10 protein-coding genes and 1 pseudogene are annotated in these 15,431 nt (G+C 61.6%); 7 read left to right on the plus strand and 4 right to left on the minus strand.

Annotated elements, in window-relative coordinates; all coding sequences use genetic code 11:
- Nucleotides 1-105 precede the first annotated feature (105 nt).
- Nucleotides 106-717: a cytochrome b gene (locus RSO67_RS03505; protein WP_315842380.1), complete on the plus strand. Its 612-nt coding sequence runs from the start codon at nucleotides 106-108 to the stop codon at nucleotides 715-717.
- On the opposite strand, the pseudogene RSO67_RS03510 reads toward RSO67_RS03505, so the two are convergent.
- A pseudogene (locus RSO67_RS03510) lies at nucleotides 680-1,580 on the minus strand (DMT family transporter). The gene RSO67_RS03505 and the pseudogene RSO67_RS03510 overlap by 38 nt on opposite strands.
- Nucleotides 1,581-2,335: 755 nt before the next feature.
- Here RSO67_RS03510 and RSO67_RS03515 point away from each other — a divergent pair.
- From RSO67_RS03515 to RSO67_RS03525, 3 genes are all read left to right on the plus strand, one after another.
- Entirely contained in the window at nucleotides 2,336-6,079 is a 3,744-nt protein-coding gene (locus RSO67_RS03515; RefSeq protein WP_315842381.1) for a vitamin B12-dependent ribonucleotide reductase, read from the plus strand.
- A gap of 117 nt (nucleotides 6,080-6,196) precedes the next feature.
- Complete coding sequence (locus RSO67_RS03520) at nucleotides 6,197-7,435, plus strand: hypothetical protein (RefSeq protein ID WP_315842382.1); 1,239 nt, start codon at nucleotides 6,197-6,199, stop codon at nucleotides 7,433-7,435.
- Between the two features lie 129 nt (nucleotides 7,436-7,564).
- Entirely contained in the window at nucleotides 7,565-8,362 is a 798-nt protein-coding gene (locus RSO67_RS03525; RefSeq protein ID WP_315842383.1) for a hypothetical protein, read from the plus strand.
- A gap of 126 nt (nucleotides 8,363-8,488) precedes the next feature.
- Here the strand turns inward: RSO67_RS03525 and RSO67_RS03530 are convergent, their stop codons facing one another.
- Entirely contained in the window at nucleotides 8,489-9,835 is a 1,347-nt protein-coding gene (locus tag RSO67_RS03530; protein WP_315842384.1) for an alpha-hydroxy acid oxidase, read from the minus strand.
- A 222-nt stretch (nucleotides 9,836-10,057) separates the two neighbouring features.
- On the opposite strand from RSO67_RS03530, the gene RSO67_RS03535 reads away from it, so the two are divergent.
- The 3 genes from RSO67_RS03535 to RSO67_RS03545 all read left to right on the plus strand — a co-directional run bounded on the left by RSO67_RS03535 (nucleotide 10,058) and on the right by RSO67_RS03545 (nucleotide 11,704).
- On the plus strand, nucleotides 10,058-10,618 hold the full coding sequence (locus RSO67_RS03535; RefSeq protein ID WP_315842385.1) for a hypothetical protein: 561 nt from the start codon (nucleotides 10,058-10,060) through the stop codon (nucleotides 10,616-10,618).
- A 95-nt stretch (nucleotides 10,619-10,713) separates the two neighbouring features.
- Nucleotides 10,714-10,890 carry a hypothetical protein gene (locus RSO67_RS03540; protein WP_315842386.1) on the plus strand — a complete coding sequence of 59 codons (177 nt, stop codon included), beginning with the start codon at nucleotides 10,714-10,716 and terminating at the stop codon, nucleotides 10,888-10,890.
- A gap of 16 nt (nucleotides 10,891-10,906) precedes the next feature.
- A complete protein-coding gene (locus tag RSO67_RS03545; protein ID WP_315842387.1) occupies nucleotides 10,907-11,704 on the plus strand; it encodes a transglycosylase SLT domain-containing protein in 798 nt (265 codons plus the stop codon).
- A gap of 65 nt (nucleotides 11,705-11,769) precedes the next feature.
- Here the strand turns inward: RSO67_RS03545 and RSO67_RS03550 are convergent, their stop codons facing one another.
- Both RSO67_RS03550 and RSO67_RS03555 read right to left on the minus strand, forming a co-directional pair.
- On the minus strand, nucleotides 11,770-12,138 hold the full coding sequence (locus RSO67_RS03550; RefSeq protein ID WP_315842388.1) for a hypothetical protein: 369 nt from the start codon (nucleotides 12,136-12,138) through the stop codon (nucleotides 11,770-11,772).
- Nucleotides 12,138-15,359: a CusA/CzcA family heavy metal efflux RND transporter gene (locus RSO67_RS03555; protein ID WP_315842389.1), complete on the minus strand. Its 3,222-nt coding sequence runs from the start codon at nucleotides 15,357-15,359 to the stop codon at nucleotides 12,138-12,140. Before RSO67_RS03555 ends, RSO67_RS03550 begins: the two co-directional genes overlap by 1 nt.
- Nucleotides 15,360-15,431 lie beyond the last annotated feature (72 nt).

Genomic DNA, 15,431 nt, shown 5'->3' on the forward strand with positions numbered 1-15,431 from the left:
GAGCCGCGATCAAATAGCGCGTGATTGCGGTCACGACGAACACACAAAGTCGTCATGCCTCAAAAGACAAATCCTGTTTAAACTTATTCCATGCACGCACAGAAAATGCCGATTCAACGTTACAGCCGCATCGCCATGATCCTGCACTGGCTGATTGCCGTTCTGATCACACTCAATGTCGCGCTGATCTGGAGCGTCGACCTCATTCCCGAGGACAACATCCGCTTCGTCATCGATGCACATAAGTCGTTCGGCATCACCGTGCTCGGCCTCGTGCTGATGCGCCTGCTGTGGCGCGCGGCGAACAGGCCACCCGATCTGCCCGAGACCTATCCGCCCGCCGAGAGGGCCGCCGCACATGGTGCACATCTCGCGCTCTATGTGCTGATGATCGGATTGCCACTGTCCGGCTGGATGCACGATTCCGCCTGGAAGGCCGCCGGCGAAATCCCGATGTATCTGTTCGGCCTGTTCCAGTGGCCACGCATCGGCTGGATCATGAGTGCCGAGCCGGCCTTCAAGGAACGCCTGCACGACATCTTCGGCGGCATTCACGTGTGGCTGTCCTATGCGCTCTATGCGCTGGTTGGCCTGCACATCGCCGCCGCGCTGAAGCATCAGTTCTGGGACGGCCATCCCGAACTGCAGCGGATGTGGCCCGGTGGCGACGCGCCCGCGCCTAGCCCCTTGTCGCCAGCGCAACGCCCGCCAGCGTAAATACCAGGGCCGCGATCTGCATGGCGCCGAGCGGTTCCCGCAGGGCGATGGCCGAGCTGACCACGCCGATCACGGGCACCGCCATGGTCCCGATTGCGGCCACCGAGGCCGGCAACTGCTTGAGCGCCGCGAACCAGCAGACATAAGCGATGCAGAACCCCACCAGCACGACATAGGCGAGCAGCCCCCAGCCCAGCGGCGTCAGTGCTGCAACATGCGGGCTTTCGAAGATCAGACCCAGCAACAGCACCGGCACACAACCGATCCCGATCTGCCAGGCGGATGACGTCACCAGTGGCAGCGTGAGCCCGAACTTCTTGGCCAGCACCGTGCCGAGCGCAAAGCCGAACCCGCCCAGCAGCGCCAGAGCGATTCCCGGGAGCTTCTCCGCGCTCGCGGCCAGACCACCGCCCCCCATCAACGCGGCGATGCCGGCAAAGGCCATCAGCATGGCCACGATCCGCTGCATCGACAGGCGCTCGCCGAGGATCAGCCAGGCCAGTCCGGCAGCCCAGACCGGCATGGTGAACGCAATCACCGCGGCCTCGCCGGCCGGCAGCCACAGCAGCGACAAGCCGACGAAAGCCATCCAGCCGAACACGTTCAGGCCCGCCAGCACGACCAGATGCAACCATTGATGATGCGGCACGCGAAGACTCTCCGCCGCGCCAGACGGCGATCCCGGCCAGCAGCAATGCCCCGACAATGCCGGTGCTGCCGCGCGCCGACAGCGGTGGCCATTCCGACAGCAGCGCTTTCGACACCGGCCAGTTCAGACCCCAGGCGATCGACGCGATGGCGAGCAACACGAGACCGAACGGAGCGATTCGCGGGCGCGACCCGGGCGGACTTTGCAGTGTCATGGGGAAAACCGGCTGAGGAATCGACGAGACCATGCGCGCAGTTGGAGGGTCTGACCACTGCCGGTGGAGGGAACCTGACCGGCAACAGCCGCTGCGCCTGAGTCCCCCCAAACGCAATCCCTGGATGACAAAATAAAGTTGGGCTGTGAACAGTGGGCGCAGCTCGGATTCCGGACAGTTTTAGAAATATTTTTGACTTCCGAATCCATGAGGACTCACTGATACTTGACCTCAATCGAGGCGCGCTCTGACCCCTTGGTTATCCACCCTTTCCACCATATTTAGTATTTGATTCAGGAACCCCGACTACTCCTTGACGGGTGAGATCGGTTTGGCCTAGTTTTCGAACTGTTCGGCGCGGGTCGTTTTTTGTCCCGCCGGACGCTCCCAAACGGGTTCCAGATTGACCGCTCCGTCCTCCAGTCGAGGCTACGGGATCGGGGATTTGCGTCCTGGAATCCGGGCCGGAAAGTCGGCGTTTGGAGCACTAAAAAACGGGCCGGAAACCGGCTCAAACAGCGTGGTGAGGCGTTAGGATCGGGTCGACCTGCAGTTGCAAGGAAAGCCAGATCCGGGAAGCATGACCCCGGCAGTCCCGGGTGGCCGAGATGACGGCCAGCACATGCTCCACAGAGATAAACAGGACCGGTTCACCCGGCCAAGCTGCGGCGAATTTGGGGCAACCTGGACGTCGCTAACAGAAATCGCCGATGCCGCCAGATGGGGTGTCGGGCTTAAGACGGGGCACGACCACGATGCAGATTCAACGCCGCTACACCACCGAAGGACAGTCGCCCTATGCCGGGATCGACTTCCGCCACACCACGTCCGAGATCCGCAATCCGGATGGCTCCGTGGTGTTCAAGCTTGAAGGCGTTGAAGTGCCCGACTCATGGTCGCAGGTCGCCTCCGACGTGCTGGCCCAGAAGTATTTCCGTAAAGCGGGCGTCGCCGCGAAATTGAAGAAGGTCGAGGAAGAGACCGTGCCGTCGTGGCTGTGGCGCTCGGTGCCGGACACCGAGGCCCTCGCCTCCCTGCCCGAGAAAGAGCGCTTCGTCAGCGAACTTTCGTCCAAGCAGGTGTTCGACCGCCTCGCCGGCTGCTGGACCTATTGGGGCTGGAAGGGCGGCTACTTCACCTCTGAAGCCGACGCCCACGCGTTCCATGACGAGCTGCGCTTCATGCTCGCCAAACAAATGGTCGCGCCGAATTCGCCGCAGTGGTTCAACACCGGCCTGCACTGGGCCTACGGCGTCGATGGTCCCGGCCAGGGCCACTATTATGTGGACTGGAAGACCGGCAAGCTGACCAAGTCGAAATCGGCTTACGAACATCCGCAGCCCCATGCCTGTTTCATCCAGGGCGTCGAGGACGATCTGGTCAATGAAGGCGGCATCATGGACCTGTGGGTGCGTGAAGCCCGCCTGTTCAAGTATGGCTCGGGTACCGGCTCGAATTTCTCGAAGCTGCGCGGCGAAGGCGAGAAGCTGTCGGGTGGCGGACGCTCAAGCGGCCTGATGTCGTTCCTCAAGATCGGCGACCGTGCTGCCGGCGCCATCAAGTCGGGCGGCACCACGCGCCGCGCCGCCAAGATGGTCGTGGTCGATGCCGACCATCCGGATATCGAGACCTATATCGACTGGAAGGTGAAGGAAGAGCAGAAGGTCGCGGCCCTCGTCACCGGGTCGAAGATGAACCAGAAGCACCTCAAGGCGATCCTGAAGGCCTGCGTGAACTGCGAAGGTTCGGGCGACGACTGCTTCGATCCCGAGAAGAACCCGGCGCTGCGCCGCGAGATCAAGCTCGCCCGCCGCTCGCTGGTCAATGACAACGTCATCAAGCGCGTGATCCAGTATGCCAAGCAGGGCTACAAGGACATCGACTTCCCGATCTACGACACCGACTGGGACTCAGAGGCCTATCTCACTGTTGCCGGCCAGAACTCCAACAACTCCGTCTCGCTGAAGGACGATTTCCTGCGCGCCGTCGAGACCGATGGCAACTGGGACCTGATCGCCCGCAAGGACGGCAAGGTCATGAAGACCATCAAGGCCCGCGATCTCTGGGAAAAAATCGGTTACGCCGCCTGGGCGTCGGCCGATCCCGGCCTGCACTTCAACACCACCATGAACGACTGGCACACCTGCAAGTCGTCGGGCGATATCCGCGCGTCCAATCCGTGCTCGGAATACATGTTCCTGGACGACACGGCGTGTAACCTCGCCTCCGCCAACCTGCTGACCTTCTACGACACCGCCGCCGCAACCTTCGACATCCACGCCTACGAGCATCTCTGCCGTCTGTGGACCATGGTGCTCGAAATCTCGGTGATGATGGCGCAGTTCCCGTCGAAGCCGATCGCCGAACTCTCCTACGAGTTCCGCACCCTCGGCCTCGGCTATGCCAACATCGGCGGCCTGCTGATGACCATGGGTCTGTCCTATGACAGCAAGGAAGGCCGCGCGCTGTGCGGCGCCCTCACCGCTGTCATGACCGGCGTCAGCTACGCGACCTCGGCCGAGATGGCCAAGGAGCTCGGCCCGTTCCCCGGCTACAAGAAGAACGCAGCTCACATGCTGCGCGTCATCCGCAACCATCGCCGTGCAGCCCATGGCGAAACCCGCGGCTATGAAGGCCTCGCCGTCGCCCCCGTGGCGCTCGACCATGCCTCCTGCCCGCAGGCCGACATCGTCACCCGCGCCAAGATTGCCTGGGATCTCGCCCTCGAACTCGGCGAACTCCATGGCTACCGCAACGCCCAGACCACCGTCGTGGCGCCGACCGGCACCATCGGCCTTGTCATGGATTGCGACACCACCGGCATCGAGCCTGACTTCGCGCTGGTGAAATTCAAGAAGCTCGCCGGTGGCGGCTACTGGAAGATCATCAACCGCGCCGTCCCGGCAGCACTCCGCGTGCTCGGCTATCGCGAGAGCGAGATCGCCGAGATCGAGGCCTATGCCGTCGGTCACGGTTCGCTGTCCAATGCGCCGGGCATCAATGCCTCGACCTTGAAAGCCAAGGGCTTCACCGATGAAGCGCTGAAGAAGGTCGAGGCTGCACTGCCGACCGCCTTCGACATCAAGTTCGCCTTCAACAAGTGGACCTTCGGTGAGGACTTCCTGCGCGACACCCTCAAGATCGAAGCTGAAGCCATTGCCGCGCCCGGTTTTGACCTGCTCGCCGCGCTCGGCTTCACCAAGCGCGAGATCGAAGCCGCCAACGTGCATATCTGCGGCGCGATGACGGTGGAAGGTGCGCCGCATCTGAAGGCCGAGCACTACAGCGTGTTCGATTGCGCCAATCCCTGCGGCAAGATCGGCAAGCGCTATCTCTCGGTGGAAAGCCACATCCGCATGATGGCGGCGTCGCAGCCCTTCATTTCGGGTGCGATCTCCAAGACCATCAACATGCCGAACGACGCTACGGTGGAGGACTGCAAGTCCGCTTACCTGCTGTCGTGGAAGCTCGCGCTGAAGGCCAACGCGCTGTATCGCGATGGTTCCAAGCTCTCGCAGCCGCTCAACTCGCAGCTCATCTCTGATGAGGACGAGGACGAGGATGCGCTGGAGAACCTGATGGAGAAGCCGATGGCGGCGCGCACCGCCGCAATCTCCGAGAAGGTGGTCGAGCGTCTGGTCGAGCGCATCGTGGTGATGCGCGACCGCGAGAAGATGCCGGATCGCCGCAAGGGCTACACCCAGAAGGCCGTCGTCGGCGGTCACAAAGTGTACTTGCGCACCGGCGAATATGATGACGGCCGTCTCGGCGAGATCTTCATCGACATGCACAAGGAAGGCGCGGCGCTGCGCTCCTTCATCAACAACTTCGCCATCGCCGTCTCGCTGGGCCTCCAGTATGGCGTGCCGCTGGAGGAATATGTCGACGCCTTCACCTTCACCCGCTTCGAGCCCGCGGGCCCGGTACAGGGCAACGACAGCATCAAGTTCGCGACCTCGATCCTCGACTATGTGTTCCGCGAACTCGCGGTCTCCTACATGTCGCGCTTCGATCTCGGCCATGTCGACGTCTCGGAAGCGGGTTTTGATGCGCTCGGCAAGGGCGAGGACGAAGGCAAGGCGCCGGCCGACCAGAACAAGTATGTCTCGAAGGGCCTGACCCGCTCGCGCACCGACAACCTCGTCGTCATGCGCGCGCCGGCACCTGCCGAGAACACCGACGCCCGCGCGAGCGGCAACGTCACCTCGCTGAACGCGTCGGGCGCCACCGCCCGCCACGGCAGCGGCGATGCCGCGGTCGCCCTCAAGACCGCCGAGCCCGAGCACCAGCTCTCGCCGACCGAAAAACTCGAGGCGCAAGCCTGGAGCAAAGCGGGAAGCGCCGCAGCCGCCGCGCCAAGCAAGGCCGAACGCCGCGCCGAAGCGAAAGCCAAGGGCTATGAGGGCGACATGTGCGGCGAGTGTTCGAACTTCACGCTGGTGCGGAATGGGACCTGTATGAAGTGCGATACGTGCGGCAGCACGACGGGGTGTTCGTAATAACGGACTAAACTGACGTTGTAGCGTACAATCGAAGCAGCAAGACCTTCCGCAGCGAGACACTCTCGCTGCGGAAAAACCTAGTCGAACAAAACGTGAATTCTGTCGGAGTTTCCAATGGAAGGTGCGGGCCAGTCGCTTGCTGTAAACGAGGGCCGCGCAACGCCCGGCAAAGCAAAAACGCGAATAAAGAAGCTTCTCCTTGAAATATTTTCAGGCCTAACCTGGGCCTACGTTCTTACAACCTTGTTCCTTTTCAACATTGACGCGCTGATCGCAGCCCAACTGGGGGATCACGCATGGTTGGTATCATACAAGTCGATTATTTTCTTAGGTGTGCTCGCTCTAATTTCTTGGATCACATCGCCAACAGGAACAATTAAGACACTACTTTTCGTTTTGTTCTGGCCACTGCTAAAGGTGATTTGGACTCTTCCCAAGGCTCTTGTTTGGATAGGGAGTTGGTCACTAGCGCTTGGCATTCTTAGCGCCGCGGCATCGTTCTTTTACAAGTTTCGCCAGAACGTTACGTTGGCATTCTGCTTCATCCTTTGCCAAACCGCCCCGTTTGTTATCCAAGACAAGTATGTTCTCGCCACGCTGGCAATCACGAACTTGTTAGTTCTGTTTTGGCTGTACGTTAGAGCAACGCTGTCAATCTTTCAGCCTAACATATTGTTTTCTGCCTACCGCACTGCTGTCACGAAGAGCACCGTCTTTGTTGTCAAGCATACTCGGCTCGATGACGACATTAAAGCGACTCCAGTAAGCAAGCTTGAGACCACACAAATCAGCAAGAGGTCGGAAAGTCTTGCTCAAGCGCTGATCTTCGGCCGAGCCTGCACATTTGCAGCGAGAAAACTGCCCGCGCTCCACTCAAAAGGGTACGCGACAGTCGCAGGTGCGATCAGTATTCTCTCTTTGATCTTCTTCGCGACAATCATCTTTACGACCGTGAATTTTTCGATTCACAAAACATACCCAAATGCATTTGAGACAATAGGAACCCCATCATATTTTAAGTTTTGGTATTATAGCTTCTTCAGCTTCTTAAATCGCGACATCAAAGATATCGTCGCTGTATCCGATCTCGCCCAAGCTAGTGCAATATTGGAGGCGACTTTTTCTCTGTTCACTGTGCTTGTTTTTGCCGCGACTTTGATTTCGTACAGAACTGAAAAATACTCGACACAGCTTGCCGAAACCGCAAGCACAATCGAAACACAGAGCAGGGAAATTGAGGCTCATGTCATGAACGAATGGAGCCTCTCGCCCGAAGACGCCTTTAAGGAGCTTGAGCGAGCCAGGTCTGGAGCCTTGGCTTTAATTATTTGGCTGACTAACAATACAAAGTAACGAGAACTCTGAGCGTGTCAGCCCGCGTGATCCACCGCATCCGCGCCACACGAACGCTCCTGCATTGCGTACTGTTTGTCGTCACTGAGCTGACCACTCGCTCATTCAACCTGAAAGAATGCGGGCTCCATGGACGAACGTACGAGGAAGGTAATCGATGACGCCAGAGCGATCTACGAACCGATTGTCATCGGAAAGAACAGCAGGATCGGGCGCGGGACGGCTCTTTGGGAGAATTTCGAGAGAGCAATCCAAGCATGTGAAGTCGATTCAATGGCTGGAGACAGCAAGCTTTTCGAAAACATCAACGAACTAGCCGTTGCTAAGATCCTCGCTGAAGATAAAGGCCTTAAGGGGACAATCGAATACGAACCTAGTCTGTTGCCTAGCGGCCGAAAGATCGACTTCGTGACCGATAGAGGCCGTGACAACGCGTATATCGAAGTAAAGTCTGTTCGCCCAAACACTCCAGACACGGAAGAGGCTTGGAAACTCTACGAGAAGCGCCGGGAGCTTCATCCAAAGCAGGCGCAATTTATCGCACATAAAGATTGGATGGGCGGTCGCGTTTACGGAAACACGTTTGCTTCACGCTCAAAGTTCCTAGAATACGCCATGGATTTTGAAGAGCGTCTGGCCGAAGCTAAGAAAATTCGATGTGGGCCCGGTCTGCTTATTGTATGCGGTAATGGCCTGTCATGGCATCGCTCAAATCTTGAGGATTTTGCGGATTACTATCACGCCGGGAAACACCGGCAGGATGATCCGTTCGCGCAGATGGAAGCGCATCACATCGAAGACAATAAGCTCAATCTGCTACGCAACATCGATAACTTCGGATCGCTGAAGCGCCATTGGGATATCGCGCAAAGAGACGAATTTGTGTGGCCTGTACGTGGTCCGAGCTTCGGTGGCGTCGTCCGATAGCAAGCGTAGGGCGGATTAGCGCAGCGCAATCCGCCGCAACTGTCTCTCGGCGCAGTGCCCGGTCAAACCGTCGACGGCCATGGTCGAGGCATGAGGCGCGCTTCATTCATCGGAGGTCGGGCACGGCTAGGCGCTGGTGACGCAGCGCCGCGTGATATGATCGATGTCCAGCGCACCCACCTGCCGCATGATCGTGATGAACTCATCGTCCAGGATCTGCAGCACCCGGTCCACGCCGGCCTCGCCGAACGACGCCAGGCCCCACACGTATGGCCGGCCAATGCCAACGGCCGCGGCGCCCAGAGCGAGCGCCTTCAGGACATCGGTGCCACGGCGTACGCCGCCGTCGATGAGCACCGGGATGCGCCCGCCCACCGCATCCACGACCTCCGCCAGCACACCGATCGTCGCCTGCCCGCTCTCTTCCGCGCGCCCGCCGTGGTTGGAGACGATCAGGCCGTCCACGCCGTGGCGCAACGCCTCCTTGGCGTCCTCACCCGTCATGATGCCCTTCAGCACGAGCTTGCCCTTGACGATCCCGCGCAGGCGATCGACGAATTCCCACGTCATCCCGGTGCCGTAGAGGTTGGTGACTTTGGAAACGTCGATGTCCGCGAAGTTGGTCTTGCGGCTGACCTCGTTGGTGAAGCCCGGTGTGTGACAGCCCGAGCACTCGCGCAGGTCCTGGCGCCGCTCGCGGAACAGGGTTTCGGTATTGCGGCCGCCCTGGCGGTCGACCGTGAGGACGATCGCCGGAGAGCCCGCATTCTCGGCGCGCTGCACCAGCGCCCGCGTCACGTTCCAATCGTCGGTCGGATATAGCATGAACCAGGCCGGCCGGCCGTGCGCCTTGTTGACGTCGACGATGCTCGCGTTATCGACCGTCGAGAGAATCATCTGATGGTTACGCTTGGCAGCGGCGCGCGCCACGGTGACCCCGGCCTCGGGATCGTAGGCGCCGAGGCTGCTGACCGGGCACATGAAGATGGGGCTGGCCCAGGTTTCGCCGAAGATCTTCACGCTGGTGTCGATCTTTCGGGCATCGATGAGACGCTGGACGCGGATATTGTACTTCGCGAAGGCGGTGTGATTGGCGTCGCGCGTCACGTCGCCGTCGACGCCGCTCTGGAGGTAGCCCCAGTGCGCCGGCGCGTCCTGGCTGAGCACGGCCTTCTTTGCCGCCGGCTCGAACTCAAACACGTCCAGCGCATCGGCCGGAGCGGTGATGATGCCGTCCGGACCGAACGCTCTTCGGGAGCCGCGCAGCACATCGTAGCTCTGCGCGAGCGCTTGATGCGCGTTAGCCGTCAACAGGGTGGTGATCGCACCGAGAGAGGTCGCCGTGAGAAGAGGACTAGCGGCGAAAAAACGCAGGAGTTGGCGGCGCGCGATCATCGTGCGCTCTGAAATGTCCGGCGCCCCGGCTGCATGTGTCGCCTTCACCAGCGTCGTCCTGCGCGAGAGACCTGTCATCGTGTTCTTTCGAATGCGAATGAGTGCCGCAGGTTAGGCAGATTGGTCTGTGTCGTCGTCACGTCAGTGTCTTCAGGGTGGCGATGACATTCCGGCGATATAATGACAATTCTGGTCGCATGTCCATCGGCAAGCGGTGGCCGGATGAGCGCTGCGTGATCCACCATCGTCGTATCGGCGCAATACGCTTCGCACTTGCGCGCCACGCGTTGACGTCGGACGTTGCGCCCTTGGGAGGCGACCGCGCGTCGCGCCTACGTCATTGACGATTCCCGCGATGCTCTATCTAGTTGCCGCAGTGCCGCCACGCGGCAGCCCCATGACCGGAATATCAATATGCGCTTTCCAAAGACTCGCTGCCTCACTCTTCTCGCCGTCGCAACTCTGCTGTCCGCCGCACTGTCGCTGCCCGCTCACGCAGAAACCGGCAAAGTCCGCTTCAAGTTCTTCAAGGCCGGATGGTTCATCGGCGCGCAGGCAGGGAGCGGAATCCTCAGCTTCCGTGGTGAGATGTATCCGTTTCGCATCGGCGGCGTGAGCGCGGGCCTGACGTTTGGGGGCTCCTCGACCGATCTGGTCGGCGCGGCGCAAAATATGCATCAGGCTTCGGACATCGAAGGCATTTATACGGCGCTCGGTGCAGGTGTGGCGGTCGGTGCAGGCAGGCGCGCCATCCAGATGCGCAACGCCAAGGGCGTCGTCCTGACGCTCGAGGGCGAGCAACTGGGCCTCCAGTTCGATCTGGACCTGAGCGGAATGAGCGTCTCCATCCAGAACCAGTAGTCGGATGCACCAACGTCAATGCGTTGGCCTTCACTGCGACATCCAACCAGCAAGCGTAATCCACCAATGTCGAGATCTCTGCGCGTTAAGTCCTCATGAAACTAAGCCAGAAATCCGACGCCGTCCGGACCTCACAGCAGGACGAAGAATTGCGGCGGCAATTGTCGGTCGGTCGCAGCGTCAACGAGATCGCGATCCGGTTGAAGCGGTCACCGCTATCAGTCCGCACCCGCGTCAAGAAGCTCGGCATCAGCCAGCCGCAGGCGGATTAGCGCGCTGCCATCAGCCATGACGAAGGTCCCGTTCATCTTCAGCGCCAAATGCCGTCGTCGCTGGCGGCGCAGCCTGCGCTCGGCGCAACGGACGCTCGCGAAACTGCCGCGCGCTGTTCAAATCGCCGGCGCCGTCGCAATCGTGCTTGTCACCCTCGTGCTGTCCAACCTCATCTATCACGTGATCCACAAGCCGACCGAGTTGTTCTTCTTTGTCGGCCACAGGCTCGACAAGGAGCCGGCCGAGACGTGGCGGCATTACGGGCCGCTGTTTCGCGCCTTTTCGACGCGGTCGATCACGCCCGAATTGCTCGCTGCGCTGGCGCAGGTCGAGAGTTCCGGCAATCCCCTGGATCGCACCTATTGGCGCTGGCGGTTCAGCTTCAATCCGTTCGCGATCTATCGGCCCGCATCCAGCGCCGTCGGTCTCTTTCAAATGACCGATCCGGCCTATGCCGAAGTTTCGCGCTTCTGCATCCGGGCGAACGCGGTTCAGGATACGGGCTGCGGCTTCGGCCCCTATATTCGTGCCATCCCGAGCCATGCCACCGAGCTCGCATCGATCTATCTGGACCGCAATGTCGCCGCGGTCCTCGCGCGCGCCGGCGGCGTGGCGCCGACCCCGCAACAGGTGCAGGATCTCGCCGCCTTCATCCATCTGTGCGGTGGAGGACCCGCCACCGCTTATGCACGCCGTCGCTTCCAGATGACGGCCAATGAGCGATGCGGCGACCATTCCGTTGCGAGTTACGTCTCCAGGGTCAACGCGCTGAAGCGCAAGTTCCTGCTGATGGCATCCGATAGCGATAAATAGCGCGTAGTTTGGGTCGATCAAGCGCAGCCGGGATGAAGCTCTTGCGTCATCCGGGGTTGATCCCCTCAGTTCTTGAACCTCGCCTGCCCGGACTTGCCGTCGGCGGTCTTCAGCGTGACGCTCACCGAAGCGCCCTTGGCGATGTCGCCCTTCGCTTCGGCCTTCAATGCAGTCCCGGAGGTGACGAGCGGCAGCGTCTCGCGGTCGCTTCCGGACGTCAGCAGCACGGCGCCGGAAAAGCCGCTGGCCGGAAGCGGCTTGTTGGCCTCGTCGAGGATGTTGAAGGTCAGCACCTTCCTCGCAGCGATCATCTCGACATGCACGCCGGCGACATCCTCCATGGGTCCGCCATTCGGCCCCTTCTGATGGGCGTGCTGCGCCATCGCGGGAGCCGCCAGCAGCAGCGTGGATAGGACGAGCAAGATCGTCTTCATTAATGGTCTCCCTGGGTGGCGTGGACAGGCATCGCCTCTACATGGGCAGGCGACGATTCCCGGCGGAACAGGATGTAGAGCGCGGGAAGAACGAGCAGCGTGAGGATGGTGGACGAGACGATGCCGCCGATGACAACCGTCGCGAGCGGGCGCTGCACCTCGGCGCCCGCCCCCGTCGCGATCGCCATCGGCACGAAGCCGAGCGAGGCCACCAGCGCCGTCATCAGCACAGGCCGCAACCGGGTCAGCGCGCCTTCGCGCACGGCCTCCACCACCTTCTTTCCTTCAAGGCGAAGCCGCGCGATGAAGGTGATGATGACGAGACCGTTGAGCACCGCCACACCCGAGAGCGCGACAAAGCCGATGCCCGCACTGATCGACAGCGGAATGTCACGCAGCAGCAGCGCGAAGATGCCGCCCGTGAGCGCCAGCGGCACGCCGCTGAAGACCAGCAGCGCGTCAGCCACGGAGCCGAGGCTGATGAACAGCAGCAGGAAGATCAGCAGTAGCGCGATCGGAACCACGATGGTCAGGCGCTGCGTCGCCGAGACGAGCTGCTCGAACTGACCGCCCCAGCCGATCCAGTAGCCTGCGGGCAGTTTGACCTTCTGCGCGATCTGCTGCTGCGCCTCGCCGACGAAGGAGCCGAGATCGCGTCCGCGCACATTGGCAGAGACGACGATGCGGCGCTTGCCGTCCTCGCGGCTGATCTGGTTCGGTCCCGGCGCGACCGAGATCTCCGCCAGTTCCGACAGCGGCGCGTAGCGCATCTGGGCCAGCGGCGAGGTCCCGAACGCCGCCGGCATCGCCTTGTTCTGGCTCGGCTGGCCCTCCAGCGGCGGCAGCGGGATCGGCAGCGCCTTGATTGCTTCGATGTCCGTCCGGAGTTCGTCCGGAAGGCGCACAACGAGATCGAAGCGGCGGTCGCCCTCGAACACCAGGCCGGCGGTCTTGCCGCCCACGGCGATCTCGACCAGGTTTTGCACATCCGACACGCTGATGCCGAAGCGCGCCAGCGCCTTGCGATCCAGCTTGACCGTCAGCACCGGAAGCCCTGCGACCTGCTCGGTCTTCACGTCCGCGGCGCCCTGGATGTTCTGCAGCGCCGACTGCACCTGCCCCGCGATCCCTGCCAGCACGCCGAGGTCGTCGCCGAAGATCTTGATGCCGACGTCGCTGCGCACACCCGAGATCAGTTCGTTGAAGCGCAGCTGGATCGGCTGCGAGAGTTCGTAAAGACTGCCTGCGACCTCCTCGGATGCGGCCTCGATCTCCTTCATCAGATCGAGCTTCGACTTCTTCGGATCGGGCCACTGATCGCGCGGCTTGAGCATGACATAGCCGTCCGAGATCGACGGCGGCATGGGATCTGTCGCCACCTCCGCGGTACCGGTACGGGCGAAGGATTCCTTCACCTCTGGAATCCTGGCCAGCCGCCGCTCGAGCGCCATCTGCATCTCGAGCGATTGCGTGAGGCTGGTTCCGGGGATGCGCATCGCCTGGATCGCGACGTCGCCCTCGTCGAGGCTCGGGATGAACTCGCCGCCCATCCGCGTCGCGGCGTATCCGCTCACGACGATGAGCGCCACGGCCGCGGCCGCCACGATGACGCGCAGACGGATCGCGATATCGAGCAACGGCACGTAGGTCCGACGCGCGGCGCGCATGAACCAGTTCTCCTTCTCGGAGACCTTGCCGGTCACGAACAGCGCGACAGCGGCCGGAACGAAGGTCATCGACAGGATGCTGGCGCCCAGCAACGCCATCAGCACGGTCAGCGCCATCGGCGTGAACATCTTGCCTTCGACGCCGGTCAGCGTGAGCACCGGCAGATAGACCACGGCGATGATCAGCGTGCCGAACAGGCTGGGCTTGATGACCTCGCGCGACGCTTCGATGATCGTCTCGAAGCGCTCCTCGCGGGTCAACAGGCACCCCCGCTTCGCCTGCTCATGGGCAAGCAGACGCAGGCAGTTCTCCACGATGATGACGGCACCATCGATGATAATGCCGAAGTCGATGGCGCCGAGACTCATCAGGTTGGCGCTGACCTTGTTCTCGAACATGCCAGTGATGGTGAACAGCATGGACAGCGGAATGACGAGCGCGGTGGCGAAGGCCGCCTTGAAGTTCCCGAGGATGAGGAACAGGATCGCGATGACGAGCAGCGCGCCCTCGACCAGGTTCTTCTCGACGGTCGCGATGGTCGCATCGATCAGATGGGTGCGGTCGTAGATCGCACGGAGAGAGACGCCCTCCGGCAGCGACTTCTGAATCTGCTCCAGCTTTTGCCCGACACGCTGCGCGACGGTCCGGCCGTTCTCGCCGATCAGCAGCATCGCCGTGCCGAGCACGACTTCCTTCCCGTCGACGGTCGCCGCGCCGGTGCGCAGGTCGGTGCCTTCCTTGACCTCGGCGATGTCGAGGATGCGGACCGGGACGCCGTTGCGGGAGCCGATGACGATCTGCCGGATCTCCTCGACATCGGCGACCTGTCCGGGCGTGCGCACCAGATACTGCTCGCCGTTCTTCTCGATATAGCCGGCGCCGACATTGGCGTTGTTGTTGGCGAGCGACGTCATGACGTCGCGGAAACTCAGACGGTAGGCCATCAGCCTGGCCGGATCCGGAAGCACGTGGAACTGCTTCTCGAAGCCGCCGATGGTGTTGACCTCGTTGACCCCCTGCACGTTGCGAAGCTGGGGCTTGATGATCCAGTCCTGCACGGTCCGCAGATCGCTCGGCGTATAGGGCTTGCCTTCGGCGTTCTTCGCGCCCTCCTTCGCCTCGACCGTGTACATGTAGATCTCGCCGAGGCCGGTGGAGACCGGCCCCATCGCCGTCTCGATGCCGGTCGGCAGCGAGTCCTTCACCCGCTGGACGCGTTCGTTGACGAGCTGGCGCGCGAAGTAGATGTCCGTGCCGTCCTTGAACACGACCGTGACCTGGCTGAGGCCGTAGCGCGACAGCGAGCGCGTGTTCACGAGGTTCGGCAGGCCGGCCATCCCCGTTTCGATCGGGAACGTGATGCGTTGCTCGACCTCCAGCGGCGAGAAGCCCGGCGCGTTGGTATTGATCTGAACCTGGACATTCGTGATGTCAGGGACGGCGTCGATCGGCAGGCGCGTGAAGTTCCAGACGCCAAAAGCGCCCATCATCAGCACGGCGATCATGACCAACCAGCGCTGGTGCACGGAGAACGCAAGAAGCTTGTCGATCATGACCAAATTCCCGACATGACGATCCCTGACGGGGACCGCTGGAGACATGAGCGGACGCGGTCCCGCCGCATC

The sequence above is a fragment of the Tardiphaga sp. 709 genome (assembly GCF_032401055.1).
In the GTDB taxonomy this organism is placed as follows: domain Bacteria; phylum Pseudomonadota; class Alphaproteobacteria; order Rhizobiales; family Xanthobacteraceae; genus Tardiphaga.

Excerpts from the sequence above, each read along its gene's own strand:
- RSO67_RS03555 (WP_315842389.1), bottom strand. The coding sequence starts at position 15,359 with ATGATCGACAAGCTTCTTGCGTTCTCCGTGCACCAGCGCTGGTTGGTC.
- RSO67_RS03540 (WP_315842386.1), top strand. The coding sequence starts at position 10,714 with ATGAAACTAAGCCAGAAATCCGACGCCGTCCGGACCTCACAGCAGGAC.
- RSO67_RS03515 (WP_315842381.1), top strand. The coding sequence starts at position 2,336 with ATGCAGATTCAACGCCGCTACACCACCGAAGGACAGTCGCCCTATGCC.
- RSO67_RS03530 (WP_315842384.1), bottom strand. The coding sequence starts at position 9,835 with ATGACAGGTCTCTCGCGCAGGACGACGCTGGTGAAGGCGACACATGCA.
- RSO67_RS03505 (WP_315842380.1), top strand. The coding sequence starts at position 106 with ATGCCGATTCAACGTTACAGCCGCATCGCCATGATCCTGCACTGGCTG.
- RSO67_RS03545 (WP_315842387.1), top strand. The coding sequence starts at position 10,907 with ATGACGAAGGTCCCGTTCATCTTCAGCGCCAAATGCCGTCGTCGCTGG.
- RSO67_RS03520 (WP_315842382.1), top strand. The coding sequence starts at position 6,197 with ATGGAAGGTGCGGGCCAGTCGCTTGCTGTAAACGAGGGCCGCGCAACG.
- RSO67_RS03525 (WP_315842383.1), top strand. The coding sequence starts at position 7,565 with ATGGACGAACGTACGAGGAAGGTAATCGATGACGCCAGAGCGATCTAC.
- RSO67_RS03550 (WP_315842388.1), bottom strand. The coding sequence starts at position 12,138 with ATGAAGACGATCTTGCTCGTCCTATCCACGCTGCTGCTGGCGGCTCCC.